General features: G+C 41.5%; 33 protein-coding genes. 9 read left to right on the plus strand and 24 right to left on the minus strand.

The genetic code is table 11. The features are described 5' to 3' along the window. Positions 1 to 43 precede the first annotated feature (43 nt). The 4 genes from ABLT31_RS08505 to ABLT31_RS08520 form a co-directional block, all read right to left on the minus strand. Positions 44 to 514, minus strand: a complete 471-nt coding sequence (locus tag ABLT31_RS08505) for a DUF2062 domain-containing protein (RefSeq protein WP_367750688.1) — start codon at positions 512 to 514, stop codon at positions 44 to 46. Positions 515 to 612: 98 nt separating this feature from the next. Further along, positions 613 to 795: a hypothetical protein gene (locus tag ABLT31_RS08510; protein ID WP_367750689.1), complete on the minus strand. Its 183-nt coding sequence runs from the start codon at positions 793 to 795 to the stop codon at positions 613 to 615. A 118-nt stretch (positions 796 to 913) separates the two neighbouring features. Further along, entirely contained in the window at positions 914 to 1,267 is a 354-nt protein-coding gene (locus ABLT31_RS08515) for a flagellar protein (protein ID WP_367750692.1), read from the minus strand. An 80-nt stretch (positions 1,268 to 1,347) separates the two neighbouring features. Next, a complete protein-coding gene (locus ABLT31_RS08520; RefSeq protein WP_367750694.1) occupies positions 1,348 to 1,884 on the minus strand; it encodes a type 1 glutamine amidotransferase domain-containing protein in 537 nt (178 codons plus the stop codon). 92 nt (positions 1,885 to 1,976) lie between these two features. Here ABLT31_RS08520 and ABLT31_RS08525 point away from each other — a divergent pair, with 92 nt between their 5' ends. Continuing rightward, positions 1,977 to 2,132 carry a YycC family protein gene (locus ABLT31_RS08525; RefSeq protein WP_367750696.1) on the plus strand — a complete coding sequence of 52 codons (156 nt, stop codon included), beginning with the start codon at positions 1,977 to 1,979 and terminating at the stop codon, positions 2,130 to 2,132. Positions 2,133 to 2,165: 33 nt separating this feature from the next. Here ABLT31_RS08525 and ABLT31_RS08530 read toward each other — a convergent pair whose 3' ends face one another. The 3 genes from ABLT31_RS08530 to ABLT31_RS08540 are packed head-to-tail and all read right to left on the minus strand — an operon-like array spanning position 2,166 to position 3,348. Continuing rightward, entirely contained in the window at positions 2,166 to 2,534 is a 369-nt protein-coding gene (locus ABLT31_RS08530) for a 3'-5' exonuclease (protein WP_367751349.1), read from the minus strand. Then, a complete protein-coding gene (locus tag ABLT31_RS08535; RefSeq protein ID WP_367750698.1) occupies positions 2,534 to 3,112 on the minus strand; it encodes a cyclic nucleotide-binding domain-containing protein in 579 nt (192 codons plus the stop codon). Before ABLT31_RS08535 ends, ABLT31_RS08530 begins: the two co-directional genes overlap by 1 nt. Positions 3,113 to 3,135: 23 nt before the next feature. Continuing rightward, entirely contained in the window at positions 3,136 to 3,348 is a 213-nt protein-coding gene (locus ABLT31_RS08540; protein WP_367750700.1) for a DUF5342 family protein, read from the minus strand. Between the two features lie 135 nt (positions 3,349 to 3,483). On the opposite strand from ABLT31_RS08540, the gene ABLT31_RS08550 reads away from it, so the two are divergent. Further along, on the plus strand, positions 3,484 to 4,056 hold the full coding sequence (locus ABLT31_RS08550) for a M23 family metallopeptidase (RefSeq protein ID WP_462976478.1): 573 nt from the start codon (positions 3,484 to 3,486) through the stop codon (positions 4,054 to 4,056). A 213-nt stretch (positions 4,057 to 4,269) separates the two neighbouring features. On the opposite strand, the gene ABLT31_RS08555 is transcribed toward ABLT31_RS08550, so the two are convergent. After that, positions 4,270 to 4,641: a Replication termination protein gene (locus ABLT31_RS08555; protein WP_367750702.1), complete on the minus strand. Its 372-nt coding sequence runs from the start codon at positions 4,639 to 4,641 to the stop codon at positions 4,270 to 4,272. A 217-nt stretch (positions 4,642 to 4,858) separates the two neighbouring features. Next, positions 4,859 to 5,173 (minus strand): thioredoxin family protein, encoded by a 315-nt coding sequence (locus ABLT31_RS08560; protein WP_367750704.1) that lies wholly within the window; start codon positions 5,171 to 5,173, stop codon positions 4,859 to 4,861. Positions 5,174 to 5,262: 89 nt separating this feature from the next. Here ABLT31_RS08560 and ABLT31_RS08565 point away from each other — a divergent pair, with 89 nt between their 5' ends. Then, a complete protein-coding gene (locus ABLT31_RS08565) occupies positions 5,263 to 6,315 on the plus strand; it encodes an ion channel (RefSeq protein WP_367750706.1) in 1,053 nt (350 codons plus the stop codon). A gap of 57 nt (positions 6,316 to 6,372) precedes the next feature. On the opposite strand, the gene ABLT31_RS08570 is transcribed toward ABLT31_RS08565, so the two are convergent. Beyond that, complete coding sequence (locus tag ABLT31_RS08570) at positions 6,373 to 7,728, minus strand: aspartate kinase (RefSeq protein WP_367750708.1); 1,356 nt, start codon at positions 7,726 to 7,728, stop codon at positions 6,373 to 6,375. A 203-nt stretch (positions 7,729 to 7,931) separates the two neighbouring features. Between ABLT31_RS08570 and ABLT31_RS08575 the strand changes: the two genes are divergently transcribed. Then, positions 7,932 to 8,447, plus strand: a complete 516-nt coding sequence (locus ABLT31_RS08575; protein ID WP_367751353.1) for a mismatch-specific DNA-glycosylase — start codon at positions 7,932 to 7,934, stop codon at positions 8,445 to 8,447. 24 nt (positions 8,448 to 8,471) lie between these two features. Here ABLT31_RS08575 and ABLT31_RS08580 read toward each other — a convergent pair whose 3' ends face one another. After that, on the minus strand, positions 8,472 to 9,362 hold the full coding sequence (locus ABLT31_RS08580) for a DUF4349 domain-containing protein (RefSeq protein WP_367750710.1): 891 nt from the start codon (positions 9,360 to 9,362) through the stop codon (positions 8,472 to 8,474). A 141-nt stretch (positions 9,363 to 9,503) separates the two neighbouring features. On the opposite strand from ABLT31_RS08580, the gene ABLT31_RS08585 reads away from it, so the two are divergent. Together ABLT31_RS08585 and ABLT31_RS08590 are read left to right on the plus strand one after the other, a co-directional pair. Then, positions 9,504 to 9,995, plus strand: a complete 492-nt coding sequence (locus tag ABLT31_RS08585) for a hypothetical protein (RefSeq protein ID WP_367750712.1) — start codon at positions 9,504 to 9,506, stop codon at positions 9,993 to 9,995. Between the two features lie 19 nt (positions 9,996 to 10,014). Next, positions 10,015 to 10,791, plus strand: coding sequence for a TatD family hydrolase (locus ABLT31_RS08590; protein ID WP_367750713.1), 777 nt, complete (start codon positions 10,015 to 10,017; stop codon positions 10,789 to 10,791). 31 nt (positions 10,792 to 10,822) lie between these two features. Here ABLT31_RS08590 and ABLT31_RS08595 read toward each other — a convergent pair whose 3' ends face one another. From ABLT31_RS08595 to yneA, 5 genes are all read right to left on the minus strand, one after another. Further along, the gene (locus ABLT31_RS08595) at positions 10,823 to 11,689 is read right to left on the minus strand and encodes a metal-dependent hydrolase (RefSeq protein ID WP_367750715.1); all 867 of its coding nucleotides are present in this window, start codon (positions 11,687 to 11,689) and stop codon (positions 10,823 to 10,825) included. 52 nt (positions 11,690 to 11,741) lie between these two features. After that, positions 11,742 to 11,918 carry a hypothetical protein gene (locus tag ABLT31_RS08600; RefSeq protein WP_367750717.1) on the minus strand — a complete coding sequence of 59 codons (177 nt, stop codon included), beginning with the start codon at positions 11,916 to 11,918 and terminating at the stop codon, positions 11,742 to 11,744. Positions 11,919 to 11,964: 46 nt separating this feature from the next. Continuing rightward, complete coding sequence (locus tag ABLT31_RS08605; RefSeq protein ID WP_367750719.1) at positions 11,965 to 12,267, minus strand: hypothetical protein; 303 nt, start codon at positions 12,265 to 12,267, stop codon at positions 11,965 to 11,967. Positions 12,268 to 12,397: 130 nt separating this feature from the next. Beyond that, positions 12,398 to 12,625 carry a DUF896 domain-containing protein gene (locus ABLT31_RS08610; protein ID WP_367750721.1) on the minus strand — a complete coding sequence of 76 codons (228 nt, stop codon included), beginning with the start codon at positions 12,623 to 12,625 and terminating at the stop codon, positions 12,398 to 12,400. Positions 12,626 to 12,685: 60 nt separating this feature from the next. Further along, positions 12,686 to 12,979, minus strand: a complete 294-nt coding sequence (gene yneA / locus ABLT31_RS08615; protein WP_367750723.1) for a cell division suppressor protein YneA — start codon at positions 12,977 to 12,979, stop codon at positions 12,686 to 12,688. 165 nt (positions 12,980 to 13,144) lie between these two features. On the opposite strand from yneA, the gene lexA reads away from it, so the two are divergent. Next, on the plus strand, positions 13,145 to 13,765 hold the full coding sequence (gene lexA, locus ABLT31_RS08620; protein ID WP_367750725.1) for a transcriptional repressor LexA: 621 nt from the start codon (positions 13,145 to 13,147) through the stop codon (positions 13,763 to 13,765). Positions 13,766 to 13,879: 114 nt separating this feature from the next. Here the strand turns inward: lexA and ABLT31_RS08625 are convergent, their stop codons facing one another. The 7 genes from ABLT31_RS08625 to spoVK form a co-directional block, all read right to left on the minus strand. Beyond that, entirely contained in the window at positions 13,880 to 14,356 is a 477-nt protein-coding gene (locus tag ABLT31_RS08625; protein ID WP_367750727.1) for a DUF456 domain-containing protein, read from the minus strand. 154 nt (positions 14,357 to 14,510) lie between these two features. Continuing rightward, positions 14,511 to 15,851: a type I glutamate--ammonia ligase gene (glnA, locus tag ABLT31_RS08630; protein WP_367750729.1), complete on the minus strand. Its 1,341-nt coding sequence runs from the start codon at positions 15,849 to 15,851 to the stop codon at positions 14,511 to 14,513. 54 nt (positions 15,852 to 15,905) lie between these two features. Then, entirely contained in the window at positions 15,906 to 16,313 is a 408-nt protein-coding gene (locus ABLT31_RS08635; protein WP_367750731.1) for a MerR family transcriptional regulator, read from the minus strand. A 119-nt stretch (positions 16,314 to 16,432) separates the two neighbouring features. Next, positions 16,433 to 17,704, minus strand: a complete 1,272-nt coding sequence (locus ABLT31_RS08640; protein WP_367750733.1) for a methionine gamma-lyase family protein — start codon at positions 17,702 to 17,704, stop codon at positions 16,433 to 16,435. Positions 17,705 to 17,749: 45 nt separating this feature from the next. After that, entirely contained in the window at positions 17,750 to 19,030 is a 1,281-nt protein-coding gene (gene hflX, locus ABLT31_RS08645) for a GTPase HflX (RefSeq protein WP_367750735.1), read from the minus strand. A 142-nt stretch (positions 19,031 to 19,172) separates the two neighbouring features. Next, positions 19,173 to 20,165 carry an LCP family protein gene (locus ABLT31_RS08650; RefSeq protein WP_367750736.1) on the minus strand — a complete coding sequence of 331 codons (993 nt, stop codon included), beginning with the start codon at positions 20,163 to 20,165 and terminating at the stop codon, positions 19,173 to 19,175. Positions 20,166 to 20,421: 256 nt separating this feature from the next. Beyond that, the gene (spoVK, locus tag ABLT31_RS08655) at positions 20,422 to 21,378 is read right to left on the minus strand and encodes a stage V sporulation protein K (RefSeq protein WP_367750738.1); all 957 of its coding nucleotides are present in this window, start codon (positions 21,376 to 21,378) and stop codon (positions 20,422 to 20,424) included. A 1,003-nt stretch (positions 21,379 to 22,381) separates the two neighbouring features. Here spoVK and ABLT31_RS08660 point away from each other — a divergent pair. After that, positions 22,382 to 22,786, plus strand: coding sequence for a hypothetical protein (locus tag ABLT31_RS08660; protein ID WP_367750740.1), 405 nt, complete (start codon positions 22,382 to 22,384; stop codon positions 22,784 to 22,786). A 2-nt stretch (positions 22,787 to 22,788) separates the two neighbouring features. Then, entirely contained in the window at positions 22,789 to 23,163 is a 375-nt protein-coding gene (locus ABLT31_RS08665) for a hypothetical protein (protein ID WP_367750742.1), read from the plus strand. Between the two features lie 89 nt (positions 23,164 to 23,252). On the opposite strand, the gene ABLT31_RS08670 is transcribed toward ABLT31_RS08665, so the two are convergent. After that, complete coding sequence (locus ABLT31_RS08670; protein ID WP_367751355.1) at positions 23,253 to 23,756, minus strand: DUF3189 family protein; 504 nt, start codon at positions 23,754 to 23,756, stop codon at positions 23,253 to 23,255. Positions 23,757 to 24,060: the final 304 nt, after the last annotated feature.

Here is a 24,060-nt window from a genome sequence, read left to right on the forward strand (position 1 = left end):
ATAAAAAACTCTGAGAACGGATCAGAGTTTTTTATTTAATTGGCTACCAATATCGCAATTTAGACAAGATATGTAGTCTATATTTTCTAAAAAGCATATAGACGGAAATATAAATAAATGCGGATGAAAGCAAAACATTTAGGAGCGTTCCTGTGACATACTGTAATCCTCCGGAATGCATGCCCTCAACCGTATCGTCTACGGCTTCCAGATACTCTACATCATGAAGATCACTGACTTTGCTCGGCTCCATAAAAACCAGACTACCAACCTTATAGTTTAAGAAAAATAGGGCTGGCCAGATGGGGGTACCCATGATCCCACCAATGACAGCTGCAATGAGATTTACTCTGGTTAATTTGGCAAGACTGATGGAAAGCATGGGTCCCAAACCAAAAGTGGGAAACCAATTAGGAACAAAGCCTAATGTCAAGCCCATAGCAACCTGGTGGGGACCGGCCTTTAAACGAAATAAGCGAAGTAAGTTGTATTTCAATCTGCGTTTCAGCTTCATGCCCTAATTCACCCACCTTGTTTATCATTTCACCTATTATATCAAACAAGGTGAGCTGATTCTATGAATCAGGATTGAGGGCAAAAACAAGGAAGGGACTATTCAAAATTTGGCACTAAACGGTTGAGGTGTGAAGCCATCTCCATACAGGGCTGAAGAGAAGTATGGGAATAGCCGATGGACTGTTCCAATAAACTGTCGTAAACGACATACTTCTGTTCATTCATTTCCGAAGGCATGGCTACAAATCTTTGTCTTGGCTGTACAATGTAATCTATCATTATTGTCAACTCCCATCCAATAATTATCAGCATATTTATAGCTTTTACTTGGAGGAGCGACTCTATACAGGTATATTTGAAAAAATGAAAAAAGCTACTTTTAAGAAGTAGCTTTTTGTTATTTGATTATTCTATTTTTATTCTTAAAGGTCTGGACCAGCGAGTTGATGTTTTGGTAGCAATCAACGCAAACCCGGTTTGCTCGGATAAGCGTACCGCAGCGGTCACAAGGATAGTCCATGTTGGGGTAATCTTCAAGGACAATACGCTTTTTTAAGATGAATTTAGTGATTCTTTTGACGGATAGGCCTGTTGCTTCACTCACTTCATAAATGGTGCTGCTTGGATGACTTCGCAAATAGGTCAAGCACTGCGTAATGTCTTCTTCAATTTTTTTGATGCAATCGGGACACATATCGATTCTCGTACGGACATATAATTTTCCACATTCTGGACAGTTCGATAGACTCATGGCTGAAGATTCCCCCTTTCCTTTATGCTAGAGGATTTCGTTCGAACTTTCAACTGATATCAGAAATAGAAGGAAGTATACTAGTCATTTGTTCCATCTGCGGCTAATGCATCAGCAAATGCCTTCGCATAAGGCGGAAGATCAGGCGGGCGACGGCTGGAAATGAAGTGGCCGTCTATAACAACCGGTTCGTTTAGCCAGATGGCACCAGCATTCTCCATATCATCTTTGATGCCTGGGGTGCTGGTCACTTTACGGCCTTGAAGCACTTTAGCGGAAATCAATACCCACCCGGCATGGCAGATTTGTCCTATTGGCCTTTGGTGCTTATCCATCCACTTTACCAGCTCTATTACTTCCGTATAGCGTCTCAGCTTATCTGGTGCCCATCCTCCTGGAACTAGAATCCCATGATAATTGGCAGGATCAATGTCCGAAAACGAGTAATCAGCAACAGCGGGCACACCGTATTTCCCTTTATAGGACTCTTTTGCCTGAGGTCCCACCAGATGAACTGTAGCACCTTCTTCTTGAAGCCGCATGACAGGATACCAGAGCTCCAAGTCTTCAAAATCATGATCTACAAGGGCAATTACCTTTTTATTTGCTAAGCGCATGCAGTTAGCCTCCTATAAGTATAGTCTCTGGATTATTATATCAAATTTTTTGGTATAATGAGGGATGATGACAAGAGAGAGGAGGGCAAGCGGTGAAACCATTGCAAATATCCCCTGAGACGGCTATAAAATTGGCAGAAAAGCTGAAAGTACCCCTAGAACAGTTGATGCATATGCCTCAACACATATTAATGAAAAAGCTAATGGAGATCAGTCAGGAAACAGAGGATAAGAAAGAGGAAAAATAATGGGGTTGGCTCATTCGAGCAAACCCTTATTGTTTATAAAGAAGGATGATTATGCAGAATATGCATTGATTTAATGTAATTATCTAAGCCCCTTATGGTGGTAATTCCTCTTCTTTCTAGCTGGTCCATCAGCTTAATAAACAGTTGGGCAGTCATTCTCGCATCCTCTAAAGCGTGATGGCGATCTCGAATGGGTATTCTGTATTGTTCAAGCAAATGGTCCAAATGATGTTGCTTTTGAGTGGGATGAAGATGATAGGCTAATGTCATCGTATCGATGGCAGGATTGAATATCCGGGAACGGACATATCTTTTTAATTGAATATTTATAAAGTTGAGGTCAAAATCCGCGCAATGTGCCACTATATAATGACCCTCAATAAACTGTAGAAACTTATGAATTACGACAAGAGCGGGAGGAGCATCTTGGCAAGCTCCAGCACCGTTTCATCTGGTGTCCCGGTATGTACAGGAGAACTCATGATTTCGCCGATTTTCTTCCGATACGGATAAGTATCCAAACCATGTGCGACATATGAGGACTCTTCTTGGAGTTTTTCATAAAGATTATCTAATCGTTGACTAACCATTCGAACCATTTTTTCGGAGAAGGCCAGGTTCTCCCTTAGAATTTCCGAGAATAAGTCATGGGATAGGCGCAAGAGGTGCAGGTCACTCAACGCTTGTACAGCAAACTGCGTTTTACGGTGCGTAACGGCCGAAATGATCCCTATTAAATCACCAGGATGGTAAAACAGCACAGCCATTTCCTCACCATGGTCGTTGATAAACGTATTTTTCGCCACCCCCTGTAAAAGAAGAAAAATGTTCTGGTTGTCTTGTTTTTCATGAATGACAAAATGATGTTTTGTGATAAGCTGGAGTTCTCCTTCCTTCAGCAGCCGATCCATTTGATCTTGGTTCAACATCTGAAAGATCGGGTGTTCTATTAAAAATTGCTTCTGATTCACTAGCTCCATCGGTTTCCCCCAATATCTAAGCCCTAGCGGAAAACGTGAAAGCCCATTAGCCGGTGTAGCTCCTTTTTCACATCCTCTTCATCCGGACCCGGGTAGACGTCACCATCCCATTCGATTGTGCCATCTTGATGATAGACACCGCTTATCGATTTTCCCTGCGTGAAAAAAGAAATCCTCCAGGCTTTCCGAAAATAATCTTTCCCTTTCGTTTCTTTCCACTGAAAATGAGTAATCAAGTCATTTCCTCCTTTTATTTTCTCATTGCATTAATTTGAAAAATTAAACCTTTATGTCATTGTATCAAATCACTGGGTTTTTCATAGTAAAAAAACCTTAAACAAGGGGACACGCTAAGCCATATTGCTTCAGTAATGGAAGCAGAGGTATCGGCGGCTATCAAATCAGCCAATAAATTAAAGAGCGATGTGCTGCAACCCGGTCAAACGCTTTACATTCCGCCGCAGCCGTCCCTCAAACCGCCTAATATGTTTAATAAGGCGGGATTTCCATTAGTGGGTGGAACGTATCAGCCTTATACGAATAATTATGGAGATCCCAGAGATTTTTCTACCACAGGCAATTTAAGGAGTCACGAAGGAATCGATATTTTTTCCGATCGCTGGATTCCCATTTTTTCTGTGGAAGAGGGGAGGATCATTAGAAGAGGATGGAATACGTATGGCGGATGGCGATTATCAATAGAGTCAGAAAATGGAATTGCATTTTATTATGCACATTTAGCGGGATTCGCAGATGGCACTGAACTAGGAAAAAAGGTAACTAAAGGACAATTGATCGGATATGTGGGATCAACAGGCTATGGCGAAGAAGGAATTCGCGGGATGTTTGAGCCGCATTTGCATTTCGGCATGTACGATACCAACGGAACAAGATGGAAAGCCATGAATCCGTATTGGTATTTGAAATGGTGGGAGTTTGACTAAATAAATTCCGCAAATCAGGAGAGGGTTTCCCCTCCGTTTTTTCATCTTAAAAATAGGGTTACAAAATATCAGTTTTGTTACGTTATTTATGAAAAATAAAGAATCCGATAAACGGCTTCGTTAATTTTAAACTGTTTAACCGGATTCTTTATTTTATGACTAACTTTGGACTTACTTAAAGTTATTATATAACTCAAGCTGATTTCAAGTTTTTTAGGAATACATATCTTTGACCGCTTTTTTAAGCAATCCAACGCTTCGATCCAAATCCGTTTTAACCTGCTGTTTGTAAAGTTTTCCTTTTTCCCAGCCTTCATCCGTAAATTTATATAAAACCACTTCTTGATATTCCGAATCATCTTTTCGCTTCTTAATTCGGTATAAAACTCCATCTTCTACCAGTTCATGCAAGCATCGGTATAATTCTGTTGCCGTTGGATTAAACCCGTATGGCTGAAATGCTTCTCTAATCTCCTCTAAGTAATTCCAGCCATAATCCTTTTGCCGTTCGATCAAATAAATTAAGTAAGCCTTGATAAAAGCCCGCTGCTTAATCAAGAACCCTCTGCTTTCATAATCCTTCATTGCAGCCCCTCCCCACAATGTTATATTAACAAAATGTTTAAAGTATTTTAATTAATAATTACATTCTACATTCACCGACCATTTCCTTCTTAAACAACAAAAAACCAGCCTATTAAGTAAGCTAGTTAGTAGGAATGGAACAACCAATTTTTCTATTTCTTATTTAACATTTTGTGAATATCACAATTGGTTAATAAATGGAGGTTGGTTTTAAAAATTATAAGAGCTCTTCTTTTATCGTTGCAAATAAGTAAGTAACGGAATGCATGGCGTAAATTTTTTTCACTAGTTTCCCCTTTTTAAGAATCACAAGACATGGCACACTTTCTATTTTCCATTGATGAGCCGTCTTTGTATATTCATTTATGTTAACCTTATAAATGAAAACTTCCGGAAGGGTCGTTTGAATCACCTCCAGCATCCTTTCTCCTATCTTGCATGTCCCGCACAGTGGAGTATAAAAGAAAAGAGCCATGTCCCTTTCCTTCTCCTCCCATTTTTCTATTTCAATTCCATTGGATTCCTGCAGCATTTGCTCCCCCTAAGTTTACATCCTCTACCAATTGGTCGAAACTAATGGTATCAACTCCAACAAGAAGCGTCAATGAGGAGGATTTCAGGTTGGAATTCATTCCAAAGAAGTTTCTGTTTTTTTTAATTCGCTCTAGGAACCGAATTTTTATTCCTTTTGTTGTCTTTTATATTTTTACCTGTTCGTATATTGCCTATATCCTTGAACCTGATACATTCAAAACCTTTATTAATGCTTTATGGTGGGTAATGACCACACTCACCACTGTCGGATATGGAGATTTTTCTCCCGCCACTACACCCGGCAAACTCTTCGCTATGTTCCTGTTTATTACGGGAATCGGTTTAGTTGGAGTCGTCATTGGTAAAGTATTGAATTCTGTCTCTATGGCTGAAAAACTGCGTGAGGAAGGGAAAATGAATTATAACGGCAAAGATCATTTAATCATCATTGGATGGAGCGCCAAGTCCGAGTTAGCTATCCGAGAGATACTAGCCTCGGAACCCAACATTGACATCGTTTTGATAGCAGACTTAAATAAAGCCCCAGTTCTTGAGGAACGTGTACACTATGTAAGAGGCCGAGCGACGGATGAAAAAACTTTGCTTGATGCCAACATTCTCGAATCTAAAGGAGTCATCATTTTTGCTTCTTATCAACACAACGAAATCCACGTCACTGATCCTCTTCTCATAGATGGCAAAACACTTTTGGTATCTACAGCGATTTCGGCACTAGAGGAGAAATTTAATGGGCATATCCATGTGACAGTAGAAGTGATCCATCAGGATCATATCGACATGTTCAAACACGTTCGGGTGGAAGAGTTCATTCCTTCCTACGAAATGGTTTCCGTTGCCGCCGTAAGGTCTTTATTCAATCATGGGGTAATAGATGTTTACTCAGAATTAATGAGTCGAAAATACGGTGAAAACCTCTATGAATTAGACAAGCGTGACCATTGGAAAACTTATCGTGATGCTTTTTTCGAGCTTCTCGAGGAAGGGGCGACACTCATCTCGGACGGCAGCGACCTTTATATTAATCAGAAGCTGTCAGATCCCATTACTCCTGGTTCCAAGCTTTTTGTTCTTTGCGATCAAATGACCTATAACAAAATCAAAACTAAGAAATCAATCTAAACAAACCCCCTTCTAGTTTAGACTGGAAGGGGGTTCTTTATAAACTATAAGCTGCTGCTACTTGCTCTCAAAAAACTCGGTATACAAAGCTTGAACTGCCTTTACTTCATCTACTCCTTTGACGCCAAACATCATACTGACCTCGGAAGAACCCTGATTAATCATCTCGATATTTACGTGTGACTTAGCTAAGGCATTCGCTGCTCTTGCTGTGGTCCCTACATTGTGTCTCATCCCTTCTCCTACGATCATGATCATAGCGAGATCGCGCTCCACAACCACATTGTCTGCTGCTAATTCCGTATAGATACGCTGGACGATATCCTTTTCCGTTTCTTCATCTAATTGCTTCTGGCGCAAGATGACCGAAATATCATCAATTCCTGATGGCGTATGCTCATAGGACAATCCGTAATCCTCTAAGATGTGAAGAAGCTTGCGTCCAAAACCAATTTCACGGTTCATTAGGTATTTGCTGACGTAAATGCTGCAGAAGCCTGCATCGCTGGCAATACCGCTAACAGGACCATTGGTTACTTCCCGTTCAAGGACAATATTGGTGCCAGGAGCCTCTGGATTATTGGTGTTTTTGATACACACACGAATTCCAGCACGAAACGCTGGGATCAAAGCTTCGTCATGGAATACGGAAAATCCGGCATAAGAAAGCTCGCGCATTTCCCTATAGGTAAGTACCTTAATTTCTTTGGGTTGAGATACCATATTCGGATTTGCGGAGAAGACAGAATCCACATCTGTAAAATTCTCATAGAGGGTAGCATTTACACCAGCTGCAAGAATAGAACCGGTGATATCAGAGCCGCCTCGAGAGAAGGTGACGATTTGCCCCTCTTTGGAATAGCCAAAGAACCCTGGAACAACAAGAATACCGGATTTATCTCTAAGGGTACGCAAATTCTCATACGATTCCGGAAGGACTTGCGCATTACCCGGTTCATCGCTGACGAGCAAGCCCGCTTCTTTAGGATTAATATAATGGGCTTCATGACCCTGGCTGTTGAAATATTCAGCTACTAGCTTCGCGCAGTTATCTTCTCCACTTGCCTTAACGGCGTCCAAGTAACGCTCTGGATTCGAACGATCGGCATGAAAAACCTCTAACAGATCCATAGAAATGCGATCTATAATACTTTCGGATAGCTTTAACTCATTAGCGATATCCTGGTAGCGGGCAACCACGGCTTGGAAAGCATCATGCCCTTCCCCATGTTCCAAAAATTGCTCTGCACAAGCAATTAACAAGTCTGTCACTTTTGTATCTTCCTTAAATCGCTTCCCGGGTGCGGAAACGACAACCACTTTTCTTTCTGGGTCAGCAATGACAATATTGAATACCTTCTGTATTTGTGCTGCGGAAGCAACCGAGGTTCCGCCAAACTTTGCAACCTTCATTTTAATCCCCCAATTTGTTTCTGAATAAACCTTATTATCCCTCTATTTAAGGTTCCTTGCAATCCCTTTTCGTACTCAAAAGTAAAAATGCTTTTTCCAATTCTAATGGTATAATTATCCAATATAAACTCTTAATTATCATTAAAGTATGTAATGACTCTATAAATGTTGTATGCAGATATAGGAAGGAGAAATTCGCGATGCTGCACGAAATACCAGACCATCTCCGTGAAGGCTTGCTCATTTTATTTGTCGGCTATAACCCCAGTCTCCGGTCCGGACAAACAGGTCATCACTATGCAAACCCGAACAACCGCTTCTGGACAATACTCCATCGCTCTGGCCTTACACCGCGGAAATATAAGCCAGAAGAAGATCTTGAATTATTGGAACTGGGTTATGGGTTTACCAACATCGTAGCAAGGCCGACACGGACAGCAGCGGAAATTACAAAGGAAGAGTACATAGAAGGCAAAGAGCTTTTAAAGCAAAAAATATTGAAATATAAACCAAGAGTTGTCACTTTTGTTGGAAAGGGAGTTTACGAGCAGTATAGCGGGAGACGCAATTTCAGTTGGGGAATTCAGCAGCCGCCTATTCTTCGCGATGTAGTTGAATTTGTCGGTCCTTCCTCAAGCGGTCTGGTCCGCATGAAGATCGAAGAAGTGATCGACATCTACCGAGGATTATATGACTTAGTGGCCAGCGTAAAAAATTAGAGAGGAGATTAATCTCCTCTCGCTTTATGAATGGTTATTATCAATGTCACTCTTTTTTCGCTTTTGCCGACGGATCATCCACCAAACGAATAAACCGAGAGGCAAATAGACAAAGAGCAAAAATGGCAAATACGTAATCAATAACACCATAATTTGAATGAAGAACTCTCCTACCCCTCCCAATGACTGTACGAATCCAGTACGCGCCTGCGCCCATGGCTTATCTTCAGCATACTCCAGGGCTTGAACCTCAAGGATTGTAAGATTGATAGTAGACAAGTTGGACAGGTGATCCAGATAGCGGTTTTTGCCTTCCAGGCCTTCAATTTCGCCCCGAATCCGAAACAGTTCCTGCTGGATCTTAAGGATATCCTCCATCTTATTTGCTTGGGCCAGCAGTTTCTGTACAGCTTCTTCTTGCAAGGAAAGATTTCGAATTCGTGCCTCATTGTCATAGAATTGATCGGTAACGTCTTCTCCCTTTTGAGAAATCCGTGTGGTTTTCCCAATACTCTGAATTTGATTTACAATCGACAGATAGTTTTGTTGAGGGATTCGTAAAATAAATACAGCTTCTCTTTCATTCTCCCGATACTTTTGGATAGATGAGGACTGAACATATCCGCCAGAGCGGTCCACAAACTCTTGAACCTGTTTCAAGGCCGGTTCAAGCTCGGTAACTTTCTGATGGATTTCTGCGGATTTGATAATCTTCCGCTGATAGGAAGATTCCTGCTTCGATTGACTTGTCTCTCCCTCCGAAAACCCACCAGGTGCTTCAGCGGGTACTGATTCCATCGCCGCGAGATCTGCCGTATTCTTTTGAGCCTCCTTTTCATGAGCTTGATTGCCGCACCCCACTAATAAAAACAAAAGAAAAAGTACCCCAGACAACCTCCAAATGTTTGTAAGCATATTGCCCCCCTATCTATTGTCTATAATTTATGACGTAATCAACGAGGAAAAAGTTTTCCTCTTCCCAAATTTTTTCTAATGAACCCTTGCACTGACTCTGACATAATGATAGAAAAACGTCATTAGGGTAGGGTAGGTATGATGCAAAAATTAGAATATAATATAAATAAATGGGATAAATTGAGGAGAAAGGCGCAGCTCCAAACTATAGCAGCAGGTATTATCCTTATTGGGCTTTTAATCGGTATCGCCTATAATGCAACTACCGTTTTTTCTTTTCCAAGTACATTCCCTTTTCTTCCATTTGGTATCATCCTAGCGATTGTACTCATCTTTATGTCTGCTTCTCTTTCATCTTGGACCAATTATACATTTCTGTATCATTATTATACTAGTCAATGGATGCACGCAAGGCAACCTGATTCCATTGAACTTATGACAGGAACAGTAGAACTCTTGCATACGGTGCGAATGCCTTATCTCGGTGCCTTTAAGCGAATTCATCTCCGCTTAAGAGGGGGAGAAAGCGTTACGCTTTATGCAAAAGCTGATTTAATGAAAGGTATTCCGCGCACGCAAAACACGCTTAGGGTTCTTACCTATCACATGTTTATTGTAGAAATCAAACCTTAATTTTAGGAGTTCGGAAGCAATGTACTTTGATGCCCATATTCACCTAGATCAATATCCCTTGGACCATCTGAAAGAATCCATCGAACAGTGGAGGAAGCAAAACGTTCAAGGCGTTTTAGCCGTTTCAACTGACTTACGCTCTTCCTATCAAACGCTGGAGCTAAAATTGAGGTACCCTGATTTTATATTTGCTGCCGTTGGTTATCACCCGGAATTACCATTGCCCACTGAGCAGGAACGCTTGGAAATATCAGCGCTTGTGAAACAAGAAAGACGTTTAATATCAGCAATAGGGGAAGTCGGATTGCCGCACTACGAGTTTTGTGGCAGTACCCCCTCAGATTTGGAACCTTTTCTCGAAGTCTTGCGTTCATTTTCCGATCTGGCTATTCATTATCAATTGCCACTGATTCTTCATGCTGTTCATGATAAAGCTGAATTGGCCTTTTCTGCCATTCAAAAACAAGGAGTCAAACAAGCTCATTTCCACTGGCTAAAAGCTCCGACACACGTTGTCAAACAGATTGCTGGAGTGGGTTATTTTATTTCTGTGACTCCTGAGATATGTTATCGTACCCGAGATCAGGAGATGGCCAAACAGGTGCCGCTCTCCCAGCTTCTTATTGAAACAGATGGTCCTTGGAAATATGGTGATTCCTTTCAGAACGTTCAAACCACGCCCCTTTTATTGGCCGATATCGCTCTAAAATTAGCAGAAATTCATCAGCTTCCCTTAGAGCAAATGATTCAAGCCTGCTGGGCTAATACTCATGAATTTCTTCAAATTAAAAAATAAGCTTCTCCTTTAACGTGGAGAAGCTTTTTAACTAGTGTGTTTCAATATATTCAAACAAAAAAGACTGGCCATCACGATAAAATCTCGGGTCATAGATCCCAAATCGTCCTTCTTCTTTCACCACAACGACAAACGGTGCCCACTCATACAATGTCCTTGCCCGTTTATTTTCCCGAAATAAATGCTCTAAATCGGCCTCTGGGGCTGTTTCAAGCTGAGTTTCCAATTTAGGTGTTCCCCAGCTTGTGGCTTCAGAAATCTCAACACGCTGGTCGATTTTCCCGATTACTTTATAGTTCCAAGGGACAAAATCAGCAGCTAAGGCAATCTGATCATAATTACCTTTCATATTTTGATAGATTGCAAAACCATGAGCAGACTGGATCAAAAAATGTACAGCAATGAGTAGACCGACCACCTTAAACACTTGGTGTGTAGGATATTTTCGTAGGCGAGTAAAGATAAATCCGCAAAGAATGATCGTCCACACGACAAAATCAATAATGGGTACAGTTCCAAACGTGAGCCTCATATTGGAGAATGGTTCTAGATACCCGGTTCCCCAAGCATTAAAGATATCACTGGTATTATGGATGAACACAGCCAGCAACCCCGTATAGAAAAGTCTTCTGTCTTTCACCTTCCATATGTAGTAACAGATGACACTCAGAAACAATGCCCAAACGGGAACTAAGAAGATGGAATGAGTAATCCCTCTGTGCCACATCAGGTAAAGCCCCTCTTGATCCCACCATTTTGAAATCACATCAATGTCAGGAATCTGGCTTCCGATCAGGGAGGTAAACAGCAAGGAGTGCTTGACTGGTTTGGTCATTTCCTCCTTGTTAATCGCTTTATAAATCGTAATCCCAAACAAAGTATGTGTGATTGTATCCATACAGCCCCCGAGTAAATTCTATAAACACCCAACGGGTGCTCTAGCATGAATTTCAAGCCGTTCTTAAAAGGACTTTCACATAGTCTTCCAACTCTGTGAGGGTTGAAAAATCCTTAAATATAGCAACATCTTTTTCAATGCCCATTTTTTTATGAACGGCTTTCGATCCGACAATGCGAAAACCAAACTTCTCAACTACCTTAAGCTCTTCTTCAGACAAATGAGACAATTATCTCTCCCCCTCTCTCAACCTAGACAATAACCATCCTCTGCAGTTATTGCCCTTTCACTTTCAGAACGAATCCTTCTTCCTCGGAATCCTCTATATGATGATTCACAATTTTTTCCCATCCTTGCTTTTGCTGGATGAGCAGCAAAATCTGTTCATCTTCCATAATGGATTCATCCCCGTTCTTATGCTCGCAAGCCACCCACCAGGAATCGATTTGCTCCCCGTAATAGCTGGTTTCAAGCATCGCATCCTGTACAGCAAAATCCGGCTGGCTAGATTTAATAAAATCAAGCACCATCTTCTCTATTTGCTCTTGGCTTAAACGTAGTTGCATTTGCGTACCCATAGTAATAACCTCCAAGCATATTGTAGGATGACAATAAGACCCAATTCTATTGTACCCTTTTTGCTTTAAATCAGTCGAATCTGTAATGTGCTTCAAAAAAAATGAAGCCATCACAATACGTGACGGCTTGTTAGTGCAGATCTTTCTTCAGTTTATTCTCTCCATACTCTTTTAGGACGTTGCCTTCTTCATCTACAATTTTTAACGAATCTAAGTTAGCTTTTAGCGACATCCTAACAGCCTGAATATATTCCTGTCTTAGAGAAGCTTGTTCTTGCTTTTCTTTTGCAGTTAGTCCAGTTGACTTTGACTTCCGGGCTAGTTCGTTGATTCGTTCGATTTTCTCAGGAGTAACCAAGTAATTCGTCTCCTCTCTAAAAGGTGTTCCTACATTGTAACATAACTTGCCTTAAAGAGTCTATTTGTTAGAGGTAAAGGGGATCTGAATAACTTGTCCCGGATAGATATATGGGTTAGACAGCTGGTTTTCATCAATAATGACTTGAACCATCTGGGAGATTGAAAGATCGTGATCCTCATTATATTGATCAGCAATCTTCCAAAGGGAATCCCCAGTCTGAACGATAACTTCCTCATATTCCATTAAACCGCTCGCATGCGCAGGCTTCATCCATGTTATATTGCCTGCAATATGCACTAAACTCGTTATCAACAATGCCATCATCGTAAACCCCAAAACTATCGATTTCATATCATTTCATCCTTTCTACACGTACGAACAAACGATCTTATATAAATATTAATTCGAACAAGCGTTCTTGTCAACAACTTCTTCGAACTTATGTTTGTATATTTGATCGAACCTTGTTATAATGAAAAAAAAGAAGGTTTTGGTAAAAGCAAGGGGGGAAATAAGATGAAGTTATCATCGCGTCAGCATGCCATTCTTGACTTCATTAAGAAAGAAGTTAAAGACAAAGGGTACCCGCCTTCTGTTCGGGAGATTGGAGAAGCCGTCGGTCTTGCATCAAGCTCAACCGTACACGGTCATTTAGCTCGCTTGGAAAAGAAGGGATTAATTCGAAGAGACCCTACGAAACCGCGAGCCATAGAGATTTTGGATGAATTGGACTTCCCTGAGGAAGAAGCTACTCTACCAACCGTTAGAATCCCCGTGGTAGGGAAGGTTACCGCCGGTGAACCTATCCTTGCTGTGGAGAACGTAGAGGAATATTTTGTCCTCCCAGAGCGAATGGTAGGGTCTGATACGATATATATGTTAAAAGTACAGGGAAATAGTATGATCGAAGCTGGTATTTTAGATGGCGATTATGTCATTGTCAGACAACAATCTGTGGCAAATAACGGTGATATCGTTGTTGCGATGACTGAAGACGAAGAAGCAACCGTGAAAACATTTTATAAGGAAAAGAACCATATTCGCTTACAGCCTGAGAATCCTGACTTAGAGCCGATTCTTCTGCCATCGGTAACGATCCTTGGCAAAGTAGTTGGCGTATTTAGAAATATGCACTAGCAAAATGGGACGCTCTATTTACCTCTTGCTGTTCAAATGATTAACAAAATAATAAATTCGAACAGAAAACAAAAAACACTAGACCATTTGATCCATGGCTAGTGTTTTTTGTTTTTAGATTGCAATAAAAAAGGCGATGATCATAATGACCTGAAGAACCAATTTCACGGCAGCACTTCCAAAAAAAGCAGCGAGAGTGCTGAGAGCTATCTTCATGGACATCATTCCATCCCTGTTCCGAATCCACTCTACAGCAAAAACCAGAAGTATCGGACCAGCTAGAATCCCAAGAGGCCCTAATACAAATGGACCAAGGAGCAAGCCGATAACCGAGGCTATCATCCCTAGCTTGGATCCGCCATACTTTTTCACAAAAAGCAAATTAGCAAGCATATCCGCTAGGACAATAAGCAATGTAATGCCGCCCATTCCCCACCAAAACCATGGGGATAAACTTCGCTCCGCCAGAGCAAACTGATAGATTAAAAAGCCTCCCCATACTAACAGGGCATCGGGTATGATCGGGATGACAATCCCAGCCAAGCTCCCTATAAAAAATACAATGATGACAGCCCAAAACAGCCATTCCATAATACAACCTCCTTTTCTCTTTATTTCCTACGAAGCAAGCCTTGAAACGATTTCAAAAAGCTTATAAAAATTTTTCAGATAGGATATTCGTCCTTCCAATAAAATAGAAAAAAGCAAGGCACCGTGTTACAGCACCTTGCTCAACTTTATGCGATTAGTAATTAATGATATATTGATCTCTTTCCCATGCATGGATTTGAGTGCGGAACATATCCCACTCGATTTCTTTCGCTTCAATGAAGTGAAGCACAGCATGCTCACCAAGAGCCTCAATCATAACTGAATTATTCTTTAAGCATTCAATGGCTTCCTTTAAGCTAGCTGGAAGTGTATCGATACCTGCTTCTTCTCTTTCTTCTTCGTTCATTACATAGATATTGCGATCTGTACCTGGAGGGCAAGGCAGATCATTTTCAATTCCATCCAAACCTGCTGCAAGCATAACGGCAAGAGCCAAATACGGATTCGCAGCTGGATCAGGATTGCGAACTTCAATGCGTGTGCTCAATCCGCGAGAAGATGGAATGCGAACCAATGGGCTTCTATTTTTTGCAGACCAAGCCACATAGCAAGGTGCTTCATAACCAGGCACCAAACGCTTGTACGAATTAATTAAAGGGTTCGTAATCGCAGAGAATCCACGGGAGTGTTTTAAAATTCCTGCCATGTATTGCTTCGCTACATGACTTAGACCCAGCTCATCACTTTCGTCATAAAATGCATTTTCATTGCCTTTAAACAATGATTGGTGACAGTGCATACCAGAACCATTTATGCCGAAAAGCGGCTTCGGCATGAAGGTTGCATGCAATCCGTGTTGACGAGCAACTGTCTTAACCACTAGCTTGAATATTTGGATTTGATCGGCCGCTTTAATTGCACTAGCGTATTTAAAGTCGATCTCATGCTGACCTGGAGCTACCTCATGGTGAGAAGCTTCGATCTCAAATCCCATTTTTTCCAAAGTTAGAACGATGTCACGACGGCAATTTTCCCCAAGATCGAGCGGAGCAAAGTCAAAGTATCCGCCATTATCGTTCAGGTCAAGGGTTGGTTCCCCTTTATCATCTAATCTAAATAAGAAAAACTCAGGTTCTGGACCCACATTCATTGCGCTAAAGCCCATTGCCTCTGCTCTCCTGAGCTGACGCTTAAGAATACCGCGAGGGTCACCAGGGAATGGCGTTACTCCATCTGCTAGATAGACGTCACAAATCAACATCGCTACTGTCCCGAAATCGCTTCCCCAAGGAAACACGGTCCAAGTATCTAAATCTGGGTATAAGTACATGTCAGATTCTTCAATGCGTACAAAGCCTTCGATAGAAGAACCATCAAACATCATCTTGTTATCTAGAGCTTTTTCCAATTGACTTACAGGAATTTCAACATTTTTAATCATACCTAGCAAATCCGTAAAGCCCAATCGAATATACTTAACATTCGATTCATTGGCCAAGCGCATAATGTCTTCTTTCGTGTAACGTGTGCTCATTGATAAACCCCCTTAGATTCTCTCCACTTATTATTGACATCTATATAGTTCCCACTAATGGAAAAATCTAGATAGCTCTCCTCGATTTAACGGAGTATTTCCTGGCCGGTTGATCATTAACTGCTGCTTTAACAGTTGCCTCAACTCGGTATCAGACATTTCCTTGCGTTTTTGCTCAGAGCTCTCCGTCATAACAGTCGGTTCCTTCGCAGCCGGATCTGGGTTCAGGTTCATTACCTGTTTAATCCCTGCGATATTCAGTCCTTTTTCAATATACGACTTGATCGTTAAAAGCCGATCAACATCATTAAAAGAAAACAGACGCTGATTGCCTTCCGTTCTTACAGGCTGAATTAGATCGTTGGTCTCGTAATAGCGGATCTGTCGGGCCGTTAAGTCCGTTAGCTTCATTACAATCCCAATGGGAAATAGGGCCATATTGCGGCGGATATCGTCGCCCATAGAAAACACCCTCTTCAGAAGCAATTTTTGTAAAAACTTGATTATATATTTATTCTATATAAGATCAAGTTACGTGTCAATGCTTGTAACAAAAACTGACACTAATTTGGGCTTGTTTTCTATGAAAGGGATAACAGCCCTTTCTCGGCGAGAGCATCCAGCGCAGTCAATACCCCCACCTTCACGTGGGAATAGGTTAAACCTCCCTGAACAAAACCGAGATAAGGAGGGCGAAGCGGACCGTCTGCAGATAATTCAATGCTTGCTCCCTGAATGAACGTACCCGCAGCCATAATGACTTTATCTGCATATCCCGGCATCTCGCTTGGCTCAGGGCGAACATGGGAATCCACAGGAGAAGCTTTTTGAATCCCCTGACAAAAAGCAATAAGCTTCTCAGCACTCCCGAATTCCACTGACTGGATCAGGTCCGTCCTAGGGTCATTCCATTTCGGATTGGTTCGAAAGCCTAGACTCTCTAGGAGCGCAGCGGTAAACGTTGCTCCTTTCAGCGCTTCACCAACCACGTGAGGGGCGAGAAAAAATCCTTGATACATTTCATGCAACGAGTATAAGGAAGCTCCCCCTTCCGCTCCGATGCCCGGTGCTGCCATTCGATAGGAGGCTAGCGTGACGTATTCTTCCTTTCCGACAATATACCCCCCGGTCTTGGCGATCCCCCCGCCTGGATTCTTAATCAGGGACCCTGCCATTATATCCGCTCCTACTTGGGTCGGCTCGAGAGCTTCCGTAAACTCCCCGTAACAGTTATCTACAAACACGATCACATCCGGTTTCAATTCTTTGACAAAAAGGATCATTTCCTTTAATTGTTCAATCGGAAAAGAAGGGCGATCAGCATATCCGCGTGAACGCTGGATTCCAATCACTTTTGTTTTGGCTGTTATCACTTGGGATATCCTGTCAAAATCGACAGCCCCTGAGTCCGTTAATGGGATAGCCTGATACCCGATCTGATAATCTTTTAAGGAACCTTGCCCATGTCCGCGAACCCCTACAACTTCTTCTAATGTATCGTAAGGAGCCCCCGTTATATACATTAGCTCATCACCAGGACGAAGAATGCCAAATAAGGAAATAGCAATCGCGTGTGTGCCTGATATGATTTGAGGTCGAACTAATGCAGCCTCCCCGCCAAAAACCTTCGCATAAATTTTCTCCAAGGTATGGCGGCCTACATCATCATATCCATAACCAGTAGAAGGTGAAAAATGATAATCGCTGACTTCCTCTTCCTGAAACGCCCTCAAAACCTTAAATTGGTTATAATCGGACATGTTGTTGATTTCTTTGATCCGCGCCTCTATTTTCTTTTCGGCTGCTTCAACAAACGGTTTGAAATGCTCTCCATGCTTTAACATTGTATACATTGCTGATTTACTCCTCGGTTGACATAATATTCTTTTTGTAATCTTTTATTCTTTCATGATATAAGGACCAAGCTCCGATGAAAGACGGCCAAAATTTTCTTCAGATAGCCGAACGATAAGCTTCCACCCCTCATCCGACTCTTCCTTGCTGGTCACTTCTCCCATTCTATGGAGCTTTGACATGATCATGGCTTGATCATAAGGTAACAGCAAACTATAGGTCGTCACATCAGAGTAAATCTTTTCTTCCACTTTCCCAAGCAGATCCGCTAAACCCTCCCCGGTAACGGCAGAAACCAGAACATCACTAGCCTGCAGGTAAGGCTTTATCTCGAGGAGATCGCCCTTGTTATACACTTTGATTACTGGCACATTCAAAGCGCCTATACCGGTAAGAACAGACTCTACGGTGGCAATTTGTTCTTCCCGTTCCGGACTGGAACTATCGATGACGTGAAGAAGAAGGTCAGCTTGCGTCACTTCTTCTAATGTGCTCTGAAAAGCCTTCACCAGCTTATGCGGCAAGTTTTGAATAAAACCGACAGTATCGCTTAGAAGCCACTCCCAGCCATTCTCCAGTTGAATTTTTCTTGTCGTTGTATCGAGAGTTTTAAACAATTTGTTTTCCGCTTCAACTTGTTCTTCCTCCATCTCATGGACATACCGGTAAATGGCATTAAACAAGGTTGACTTTCCCGCATTCGTATAACCGACGAGAGACACTACGGGAATCCCTGTTTTTTTTCTTTGAACCCGATGCAGCTCTCTGGTTCGCTTGACCTCCTCAAGATGGCCTTCGATTTCACTTATTCTGCGGCGAATATGCCTGCGGTCTAATTCCAGCTTTTGTTCCCCTGCTCCTCTCGAACCAATCCCGCCTCCCTGACGGCTTAATTCCTGTCCCCTTCCCGTTAAACGCGGAAGTTTATAGGACAGTCTAGCCAGCTCGACTTGAAGGATGCCTTCCCTGCTTTTTGCACGCATCGCAAAGATATCCAAAATGAGCGATGTGCGGTCAATGATTTTTATATCTAATAAATTTTCTAGGTTTCGTTGTTGGATGGGGGAGAGTTCGCCATCAAAAATCAAGAGATCGGCTTGCACCTCTTCAATGGCCGCCATCAGCTCTTCTACCTTCCCCTTTCCTACATAGGTGACATTATCCGGTCGCGTCCTTTTTTGGACTAGCCTTGCCACCACTTCGGCTCCTGCCGTATCTGCGAGATTCTCCAATTCCTCAAAAGAGGATCGGAACGCATGGTCTGTCATTTGTTGCAACTGCACTCCAACAAGAATGGCCCGTTCACGGGTTAGACTTGATTCCATAATTACCTCCGAATCCAAACTCTGCACACTTTGGATATTGCTTACTTATTATAATGTTCTTTATGTCCCTGTTCAACGCTTGCTAAAGGATCATAATTTCGTGCAAAGAAATAGTTCTTCACATGACGAAAGGGAAGGAGCCTTAGCTGCTCTTCCCTTCTTTTTTAAGTAATAGTACTAGTTCGCTATGCGCAGTAGAAAGATCCTCTTGCGGAATAACCGTCTGCAATTGAACACTATCCCAATATACATTGGGAGTATCAATACTTTTTACGTTCTCTGGATCTAATGATTTAAATGCCCAAAACAAATCCCTCATTTGCTCTTTGGAAAGGTCCGTCCGAACATGCTCAGCCATCACATCCATGACATCAAAGATGCGGGTAAGCCCTTTCCATGTGGTTAATTCTTGTGCAATGGCTTTTATCGCTTCTTTCTGTCTCTGATTCCGATCAAAGTCACTGGAGAAAAACGCATGTCCGCGGTCATCTTGACGATGACGCACCCAATCCAAAGCTTTCTTCCCATTTAAATGCTGCTTTCCGGCTTTTAAATTAATATGAGTGTTATCTGATGGGTCATTATAAATCATCTCCCTCTCAACTTCGACGGTAATTCCTCCGACCTCATCGACCAAAGCGGTAAAGCTTTCAAAATCCACAAGGATGTAATGATCGATCGGAATATCAAACAGAGAGCTCGCCATTGCTTTCGATACAGTGGCACCGTCATGATCCGGGATCTTATCTTTGTCTTCTGCTTGTTTTTTCAGATGTTCACCATAGTTATACGCTTCATTTGCTTTTACTCGCTTATTAATATCCGGCAATCGCACTTTCGTATCCCGCGGAATAGAAACCATGGAAACCTTTCTATTCTCCATGTCAACAGCAGCCACGATCATAACGTCCGTAAGGTTTGTCCCTGTTTCCGGACGATAATCCCGGCCCATAATCAACACAGAAAAGCTTTTCTTCTCCACACTTGTATCTGTATCTCCGGCTGTTGTCTCTTTAACAGCAGATGCCGGCAAGGATCCCGTTTTCGTGTCTTGGGCATTCGAAACGAGGTGACCCATCGCCTGATCCACCCTCCAAGAAGCATATCCCATGGCGCTGGCACCCACTATACACATCAATAAGAGAAAACTAAGAATAAATCTTCCTAGGCTCCGTTTTTTCTTTTTTCTCCTTCTTCGATTCGGTACAGGGGATTCTTGAGATAATTTGGTTGGGCGTTCCATTGGTGAAAATTTCCTTTCATCTCACTTATTTCATAAATTAACCATACCACACCACAGTGGAGAATCAACCCTGAATTTGTTGAAAACACCATATTCTTATCGAAAAATCATCAAAAAGGACTGCCCTAAATGGGGAGCCCTTTGATTGTCAGCGCCGAACGGATGAGGATTCAAAATGCAAATCATCCGATCCTAAGGTAATTAAGTCTTCTTTACTTGGATTCAATTTATACAGCAGCCTTACTGCTTGATAGCGAATAGACCGCTCGATTACATTTCTCACGTGCCTAGCATTGCTAAAACTAGACTGAAACAATTGCTTTTGCAAATGTTGGCGCATCTTCTGACGAGCGTAGGAAGAAAATTGATATTCTCGCTCCTCTAGCATCATTTCAGCGATTTGCATTAATTCATCTAGACTATAGTCAGGAAAATTCACCTGAATCGGAAACCGGGAAGGTAATCCGGGATTAGAAGAAAGGAAATCATCAATTTCCATGGAATAGCCTGCCAGGATTAAGATAAAATCGTTCTTGTAATCCTCAAGACTCTTGACGAGACAATCGATTGCCTCTCTGCCAAAGTCCTTATCCCCTCCACGAGCGAGGGAATACGCTTCATCAATAAATAAAATGCCGCCCATGGCCTTTTTGATATGCTCACGGGTTTTTTGCGCGGTATGTCCAATATACTCCCCGACAAGGTCGGCTCGCTCCACCTCGACCAGATGCCCCTTGGAGAGTACTCCCATCTCCTTAAATAATCTCCCAATAATCCGGGCTACCGTGGTTTTCCCTGTCCCGGGATTTCCCTTAAAAATCATATGGAGAACCTGGCTGTCTGCTTTCAGCCCTTGTTTTCTCCGACACTGATTGATGAATAAAAGGGCATAGATTTCATGAATAAGATCCTTGATTTCCTTCATCCCGACCAGACGGTCCATTTCTTTCGTAATCTGCAAAAACCGCTCATGCGGGGCTGTGCCCTGGTCCTGCAAATGAAACTTGGATAAGGAATCCGACAAGGAAGGACCTTTTTTCTGCTCATGGTTGAGAATTACGTTGATGCGATGTGGCGCTTCTGTAGTAGTAACACGCCGTGTCACGTCTGTCACCTCTTTTCTCTTCGTACATTCATGCTATGCAGAAGAGCCTAGAGAGGTGATTAACGCAGTTCGCTGTATGGGTTCTGGCTAGGTTGTCCGCCATCGAGACTGTAATCACTGCCCGATGAAGAGAAGTCGTCACGATAAACACGGTTTTACAGAATATAGTTAGATCATTTTCGGCTTTTTCCCAAAAGAGGTGCAAGTTTGAAACCCAAACATGTTATTATACCCATAAAATTATTGTTACTTACCTTCATCATCGGTTGCCAGGCTGTTCAAGATCAAACAAAGAGGCTCTTAATCAAAAAGCTCATTTGGAAGGTAGAAAGAAACTCAGGGAATCCAGCGGTTAAACAATCAGAAAGTAAGAAATAAACAAAATATGTAGTACGCTGTATTGAAAATGGGAAATGCAACAACTATCCAAATTAGCATTGGTTCTCCTCAATTAAACTCCCCGTTTGTTGAACAAGAAAAAAAGGTAGTTATGGCAGCAACTGTGCGAGAAAGAATTAACACATTGCGCCCCTAATCATGATTAAAAAAGGCTCCTACATTGCGAATTTCACAACATAAGAGCTTCATCTACGGTCATTTTACTCTTTAGCTTTGATTTAGCGTTACAACCTTGGAGAATAACAACAATCAAGAAGAAAAGAAACCGTATCCGCTTCATTGTGCACTCAGCCTCGATTCCACTATAGAGAGTCCATATTTCTAAATTATCATTTTTTGATCGGAACAATAAGATACACTCTACTGGTATAGCTTAATCATGCGAAGATAAGTTAATTTAGCATGGACGTCCAATTCCCACCATGCCGTTTTCATTTTCACGAAAAAATTAGAACAATAGTGGAATAATCCCTTATTACACCCTAAATTTATTTCCGGAGATAAGAAATCTTCAATTGTGCATGCTATTTCTGTGGTTAAAACCAAAGAAATTTGATGGAGGCTCATCTATTCGAGGTTACGTTTAAAGAGGAGGTGGAAAAGCATGCGACAGGCTTTGATTTCGTTACTAATGCAAGCGATTAGTTCAATGAACGATAGGTACACAAGAGGCAGGAACAACAAATGGCAACAAATTCTACGACCCGTGACAAATAAACGAAACAATAATTTCATGACCTTACTTTGGGTTGTCGGATTTGGCATCGTTGCCCTTACTTTAGTAAGAAATTTTAATACCACAAGAATCTGGAACCAGATATCTCAGCCTTTAAAAAACATGCATATCAACGATAAAATCTCGCAATCGCTTCAATCCTTTGGAGCTGTATTTAACAAAAGAACTCTAAATGGGAAAACTGAGCAACCTCAGTCATCTTATTATGACGGACAAGCAGTACACGATACTGAAAATGCAGTGGAAGATTCTGCTATAGAAAAGGGAGTGTGATTATGAAGAGGATAATGTTTCTGTTTTGTAGTGCATGTTTAACCTTTGTACCGATAACGGCTTGTGGAACAGCTGATATTAATGAAGAAAACAATCGTGGTCAAATTTACGACGTGAATACCCCTGGAGATTCACCATTAATAAACAATCCAGAATATAACGACCCTAACAATAACATATTCGGTCCAGATCGTGACGACTTATTCATTAATGATGAAGATATTAACATAACCCCAAATACAATTAATCGTGGAGATTCGCCATTAAGAAATGACCAAGAAAAAAATGATCCAGACAATAATATTTTAGATGCTGATAAAGATGATGCGTTTATTGATGATGAAGATATCAACATGACTCCAAATGAAAGAAGATAAATAATTAATGAGAACTCCTCAGATATTGAACTGGGGAGGTCTTTCTTTTACAATAAAAAAGCATCTTTTTTTATAAACTGTTACTTGATTTAAAATTGTTTATTATCGAGCATTGATAGCTTTGAAGTAGAGTTTTTGGCCGTGTTTTTTGTATGATGAACGAGTTTGACAATGTCTTTATAAGCTTGTTTTGCCCCTATCACTAACAAGGGTACCCCAATAAGATCAATTCTTAACCAACGAGAAAACATCCCGCCAAATGTCATCGGAAGCGGAACCGTAGGTGATGTATTAGATAAAATGATCTTTTCATTTAATACTTGTTCCTTATGCAGCATTTGGATAAGATTGTGAATACCGGGAACTAGGATTTTAGATCGCCCTCTCCCCATTGTATAGACTTTATTCCCATCTTCGTCAACCCCGTGAAAATATAACTTTCCTCGATCCTTATATCTAAGCTCATTAAAATTATGTGCAGATAATATTTCATTTTTGGTGGGTTCACGTGTTTCATCCAACTTTTTAAGGTGGTAAGCAGCAGCTAGGACCGTTGTGTGAGTACCACCAAAATCATGATAAATAAAGATCATAGTATTCCTTTCCGTAGCCATCAAATTTTTGGCGTTCACATATATTTGGAGCCTACATTCATCACAATATCATTATTTCCATTTTGAGGAGTCTAAATCAGGAATCAGACGATTTATCTCTACGGGTCAGAATTTTTATATAACACTCCAATGATTTCAAACATATACTCCCGTTCAACGCTAAATTGAATCCGATTTATGATCTTTATCCATGCTGTTATGGCATAGTCGACTGAAGGGTATCCACAACAGAACCACAGAATCGAGTTGTTAGAATGTGTGTTTTATCCTTTCATGTCATCGT

The sequence above is a fragment of the Ammoniphilus soli genome (genome assembly GCF_040813775.1).

What these genes read in the sequence shown, in the direction of transcription:
- ABLT31_RS08555 (WP_367750702.1), bottom strand. Translation starts at nt 4,641, where the DNA reads ATGAAGGATTATGAAAGCAGAGGGTTCTTGATTAAGCAGCGGGCTTTT.
- ABLT31_RS08585 (WP_367750712.1), top strand. Translation starts at nt 9,504, where the DNA reads ATGCAAAAATTAGAATATAATATAAATAAATGGGATAAATTGAGGAGA.
- ABLT31_RS08595 (WP_367750715.1), bottom strand. Translation starts at nt 11,689, where the DNA reads ATGGATACAATCACACATACTTTGTTTGGGATTACGATTTATAAAGCG.
- ABLT31_RS08520 (WP_367750694.1), bottom strand. Translation starts at nt 1,884, where the DNA reads ATGCGCTTAGCAAATAAAAAGGTAATTGCCCTTGTAGATCATGATTTT.
- ABLT31_RS08515 (WP_367750692.1), bottom strand. Translation starts at nt 1,267, where the DNA reads ATGAGTCTATCGAACTGTCCAGAATGTGGAAAATTATATGTCCGTACG.
- ABLT31_RS08570 (WP_367750708.1), bottom strand. Translation starts at nt 7,728, where the DNA reads ATGAAGGTTGCAAAGTTTGGCGGAACCTCGGTTGCTTCCGCAGCACAA.
- hflX (WP_367750735.1), bottom strand. Translation starts at nt 19,030, where the DNA reads ATGGAATCAAGTCTAACCCGTGAACGGGCCATTCTTGTTGGAGTGCAG.
- ABLT31_RS08635 (WP_367750731.1), bottom strand. Translation starts at nt 16,313, where the DNA reads ATGGGCGACGATATCCGCCGCAATATGGCCCTATTTCCCATTGGGATT.
- ABLT31_RS08580 (WP_367750710.1), bottom strand. Translation starts at nt 9,362, where the DNA reads ATGCTTACAAACATTTGGAGGTTGTCTGGGGTACTTTTTCTTTTGTTT.
- glnA (WP_367750729.1), bottom strand. Translation starts at nt 15,851, where the DNA reads ATGAGCACACGTTACACGAAAGAAGACATTATGCGCTTGGCCAATGAA.
- ABLT31_RS08590 (WP_367750713.1), top strand. Translation starts at nt 10,015, where the DNA reads ATGTACTTTGATGCCCATATTCACCTAGATCAATATCCCTTGGACCAT.
- ABLT31_RS08640 (WP_367750733.1), bottom strand. Translation starts at nt 17,704, where the DNA reads ATGTATACAATGTTAAAGCATGGAGAGCATTTCAAACCGTTTGTTGAA.
- ABLT31_RS08650 (WP_367750736.1), bottom strand. Translation starts at nt 20,165, where the DNA reads ATGTGTATAGTGGGTGCCAGCGCCATGGGATATGCTTCTTGGAGGGTG.
- ABLT31_RS08535 (WP_367750698.1), bottom strand. Translation starts at nt 3,112, where the DNA reads ATGGAGCTAGTGAATCAGAAGCAATTTTTAATAGAACACCCGATCTTT.
- ABLT31_RS08560 (WP_367750704.1), bottom strand. Translation starts at nt 5,173, where the DNA reads ATGCTGCAGGAATCCAATGGAATTGAAATAGAAAAATGGGAGGAGAAG.
- lexA (WP_367750725.1), top strand. Translation starts at nt 13,145, where the DNA reads ATGAAGTTATCATCGCGTCAGCATGCCATTCTTGACTTCATTAAGAAA.
- ABLT31_RS08665 (WP_367750742.1), top strand. Translation starts at nt 22,789, where the DNA reads ATGAAGAGGATAATGTTTCTGTTTTGTAGTGCATGTTTAACCTTTGTA.
- yneA (WP_367750723.1), bottom strand. Translation starts at nt 12,979, where the DNA reads ATGAAATCGATAGTTTTGGGGTTTACGATGATGGCATTGTTGATAACG.
- ABLT31_RS08660 (WP_367750740.1), top strand. Translation starts at nt 22,382, where the DNA reads ATGCGACAGGCTTTGATTTCGTTACTAATGCAAGCGATTAGTTCAATG.
- ABLT31_RS08605 (WP_367750719.1), bottom strand. Translation starts at nt 12,267, where the DNA reads ATGGGTACGCAAATGCAACTACGTTTAAGCCAAGAGCAAATAGAGAAG.
- ABLT31_RS08510 (WP_367750689.1), bottom strand. Translation starts at nt 795, where the DNA reads ATGATAGATTACATTGTACAGCCAAGACAAAGATTTGTAGCCATGCCT.
- ABLT31_RS08670 (WP_367751355.1), bottom strand. Translation starts at nt 23,756, where the DNA reads ATGATCTTTATTTATCATGATTTTGGTGGTACTCACACAACGGTCCTA.
- ABLT31_RS08550 (WP_462976478.1), top strand. Translation starts at nt 3,484, where the DNA reads ATGGAAGCAGAGGTATCGGCGGCTATCAAATCAGCCAATAAATTAAAG.
- ABLT31_RS08625 (WP_367750727.1), bottom strand. Translation starts at nt 14,356, where the DNA reads ATGGAATGGCTGTTTTGGGCTGTCATCATTGTATTTTTTATAGGGAGC.
- ABLT31_RS08505 (WP_367750688.1), bottom strand. Translation starts at nt 514, where the DNA reads ATGAAGCTGAAACGCAGATTGAAATACAACTTACTTCGCTTATTTCGT.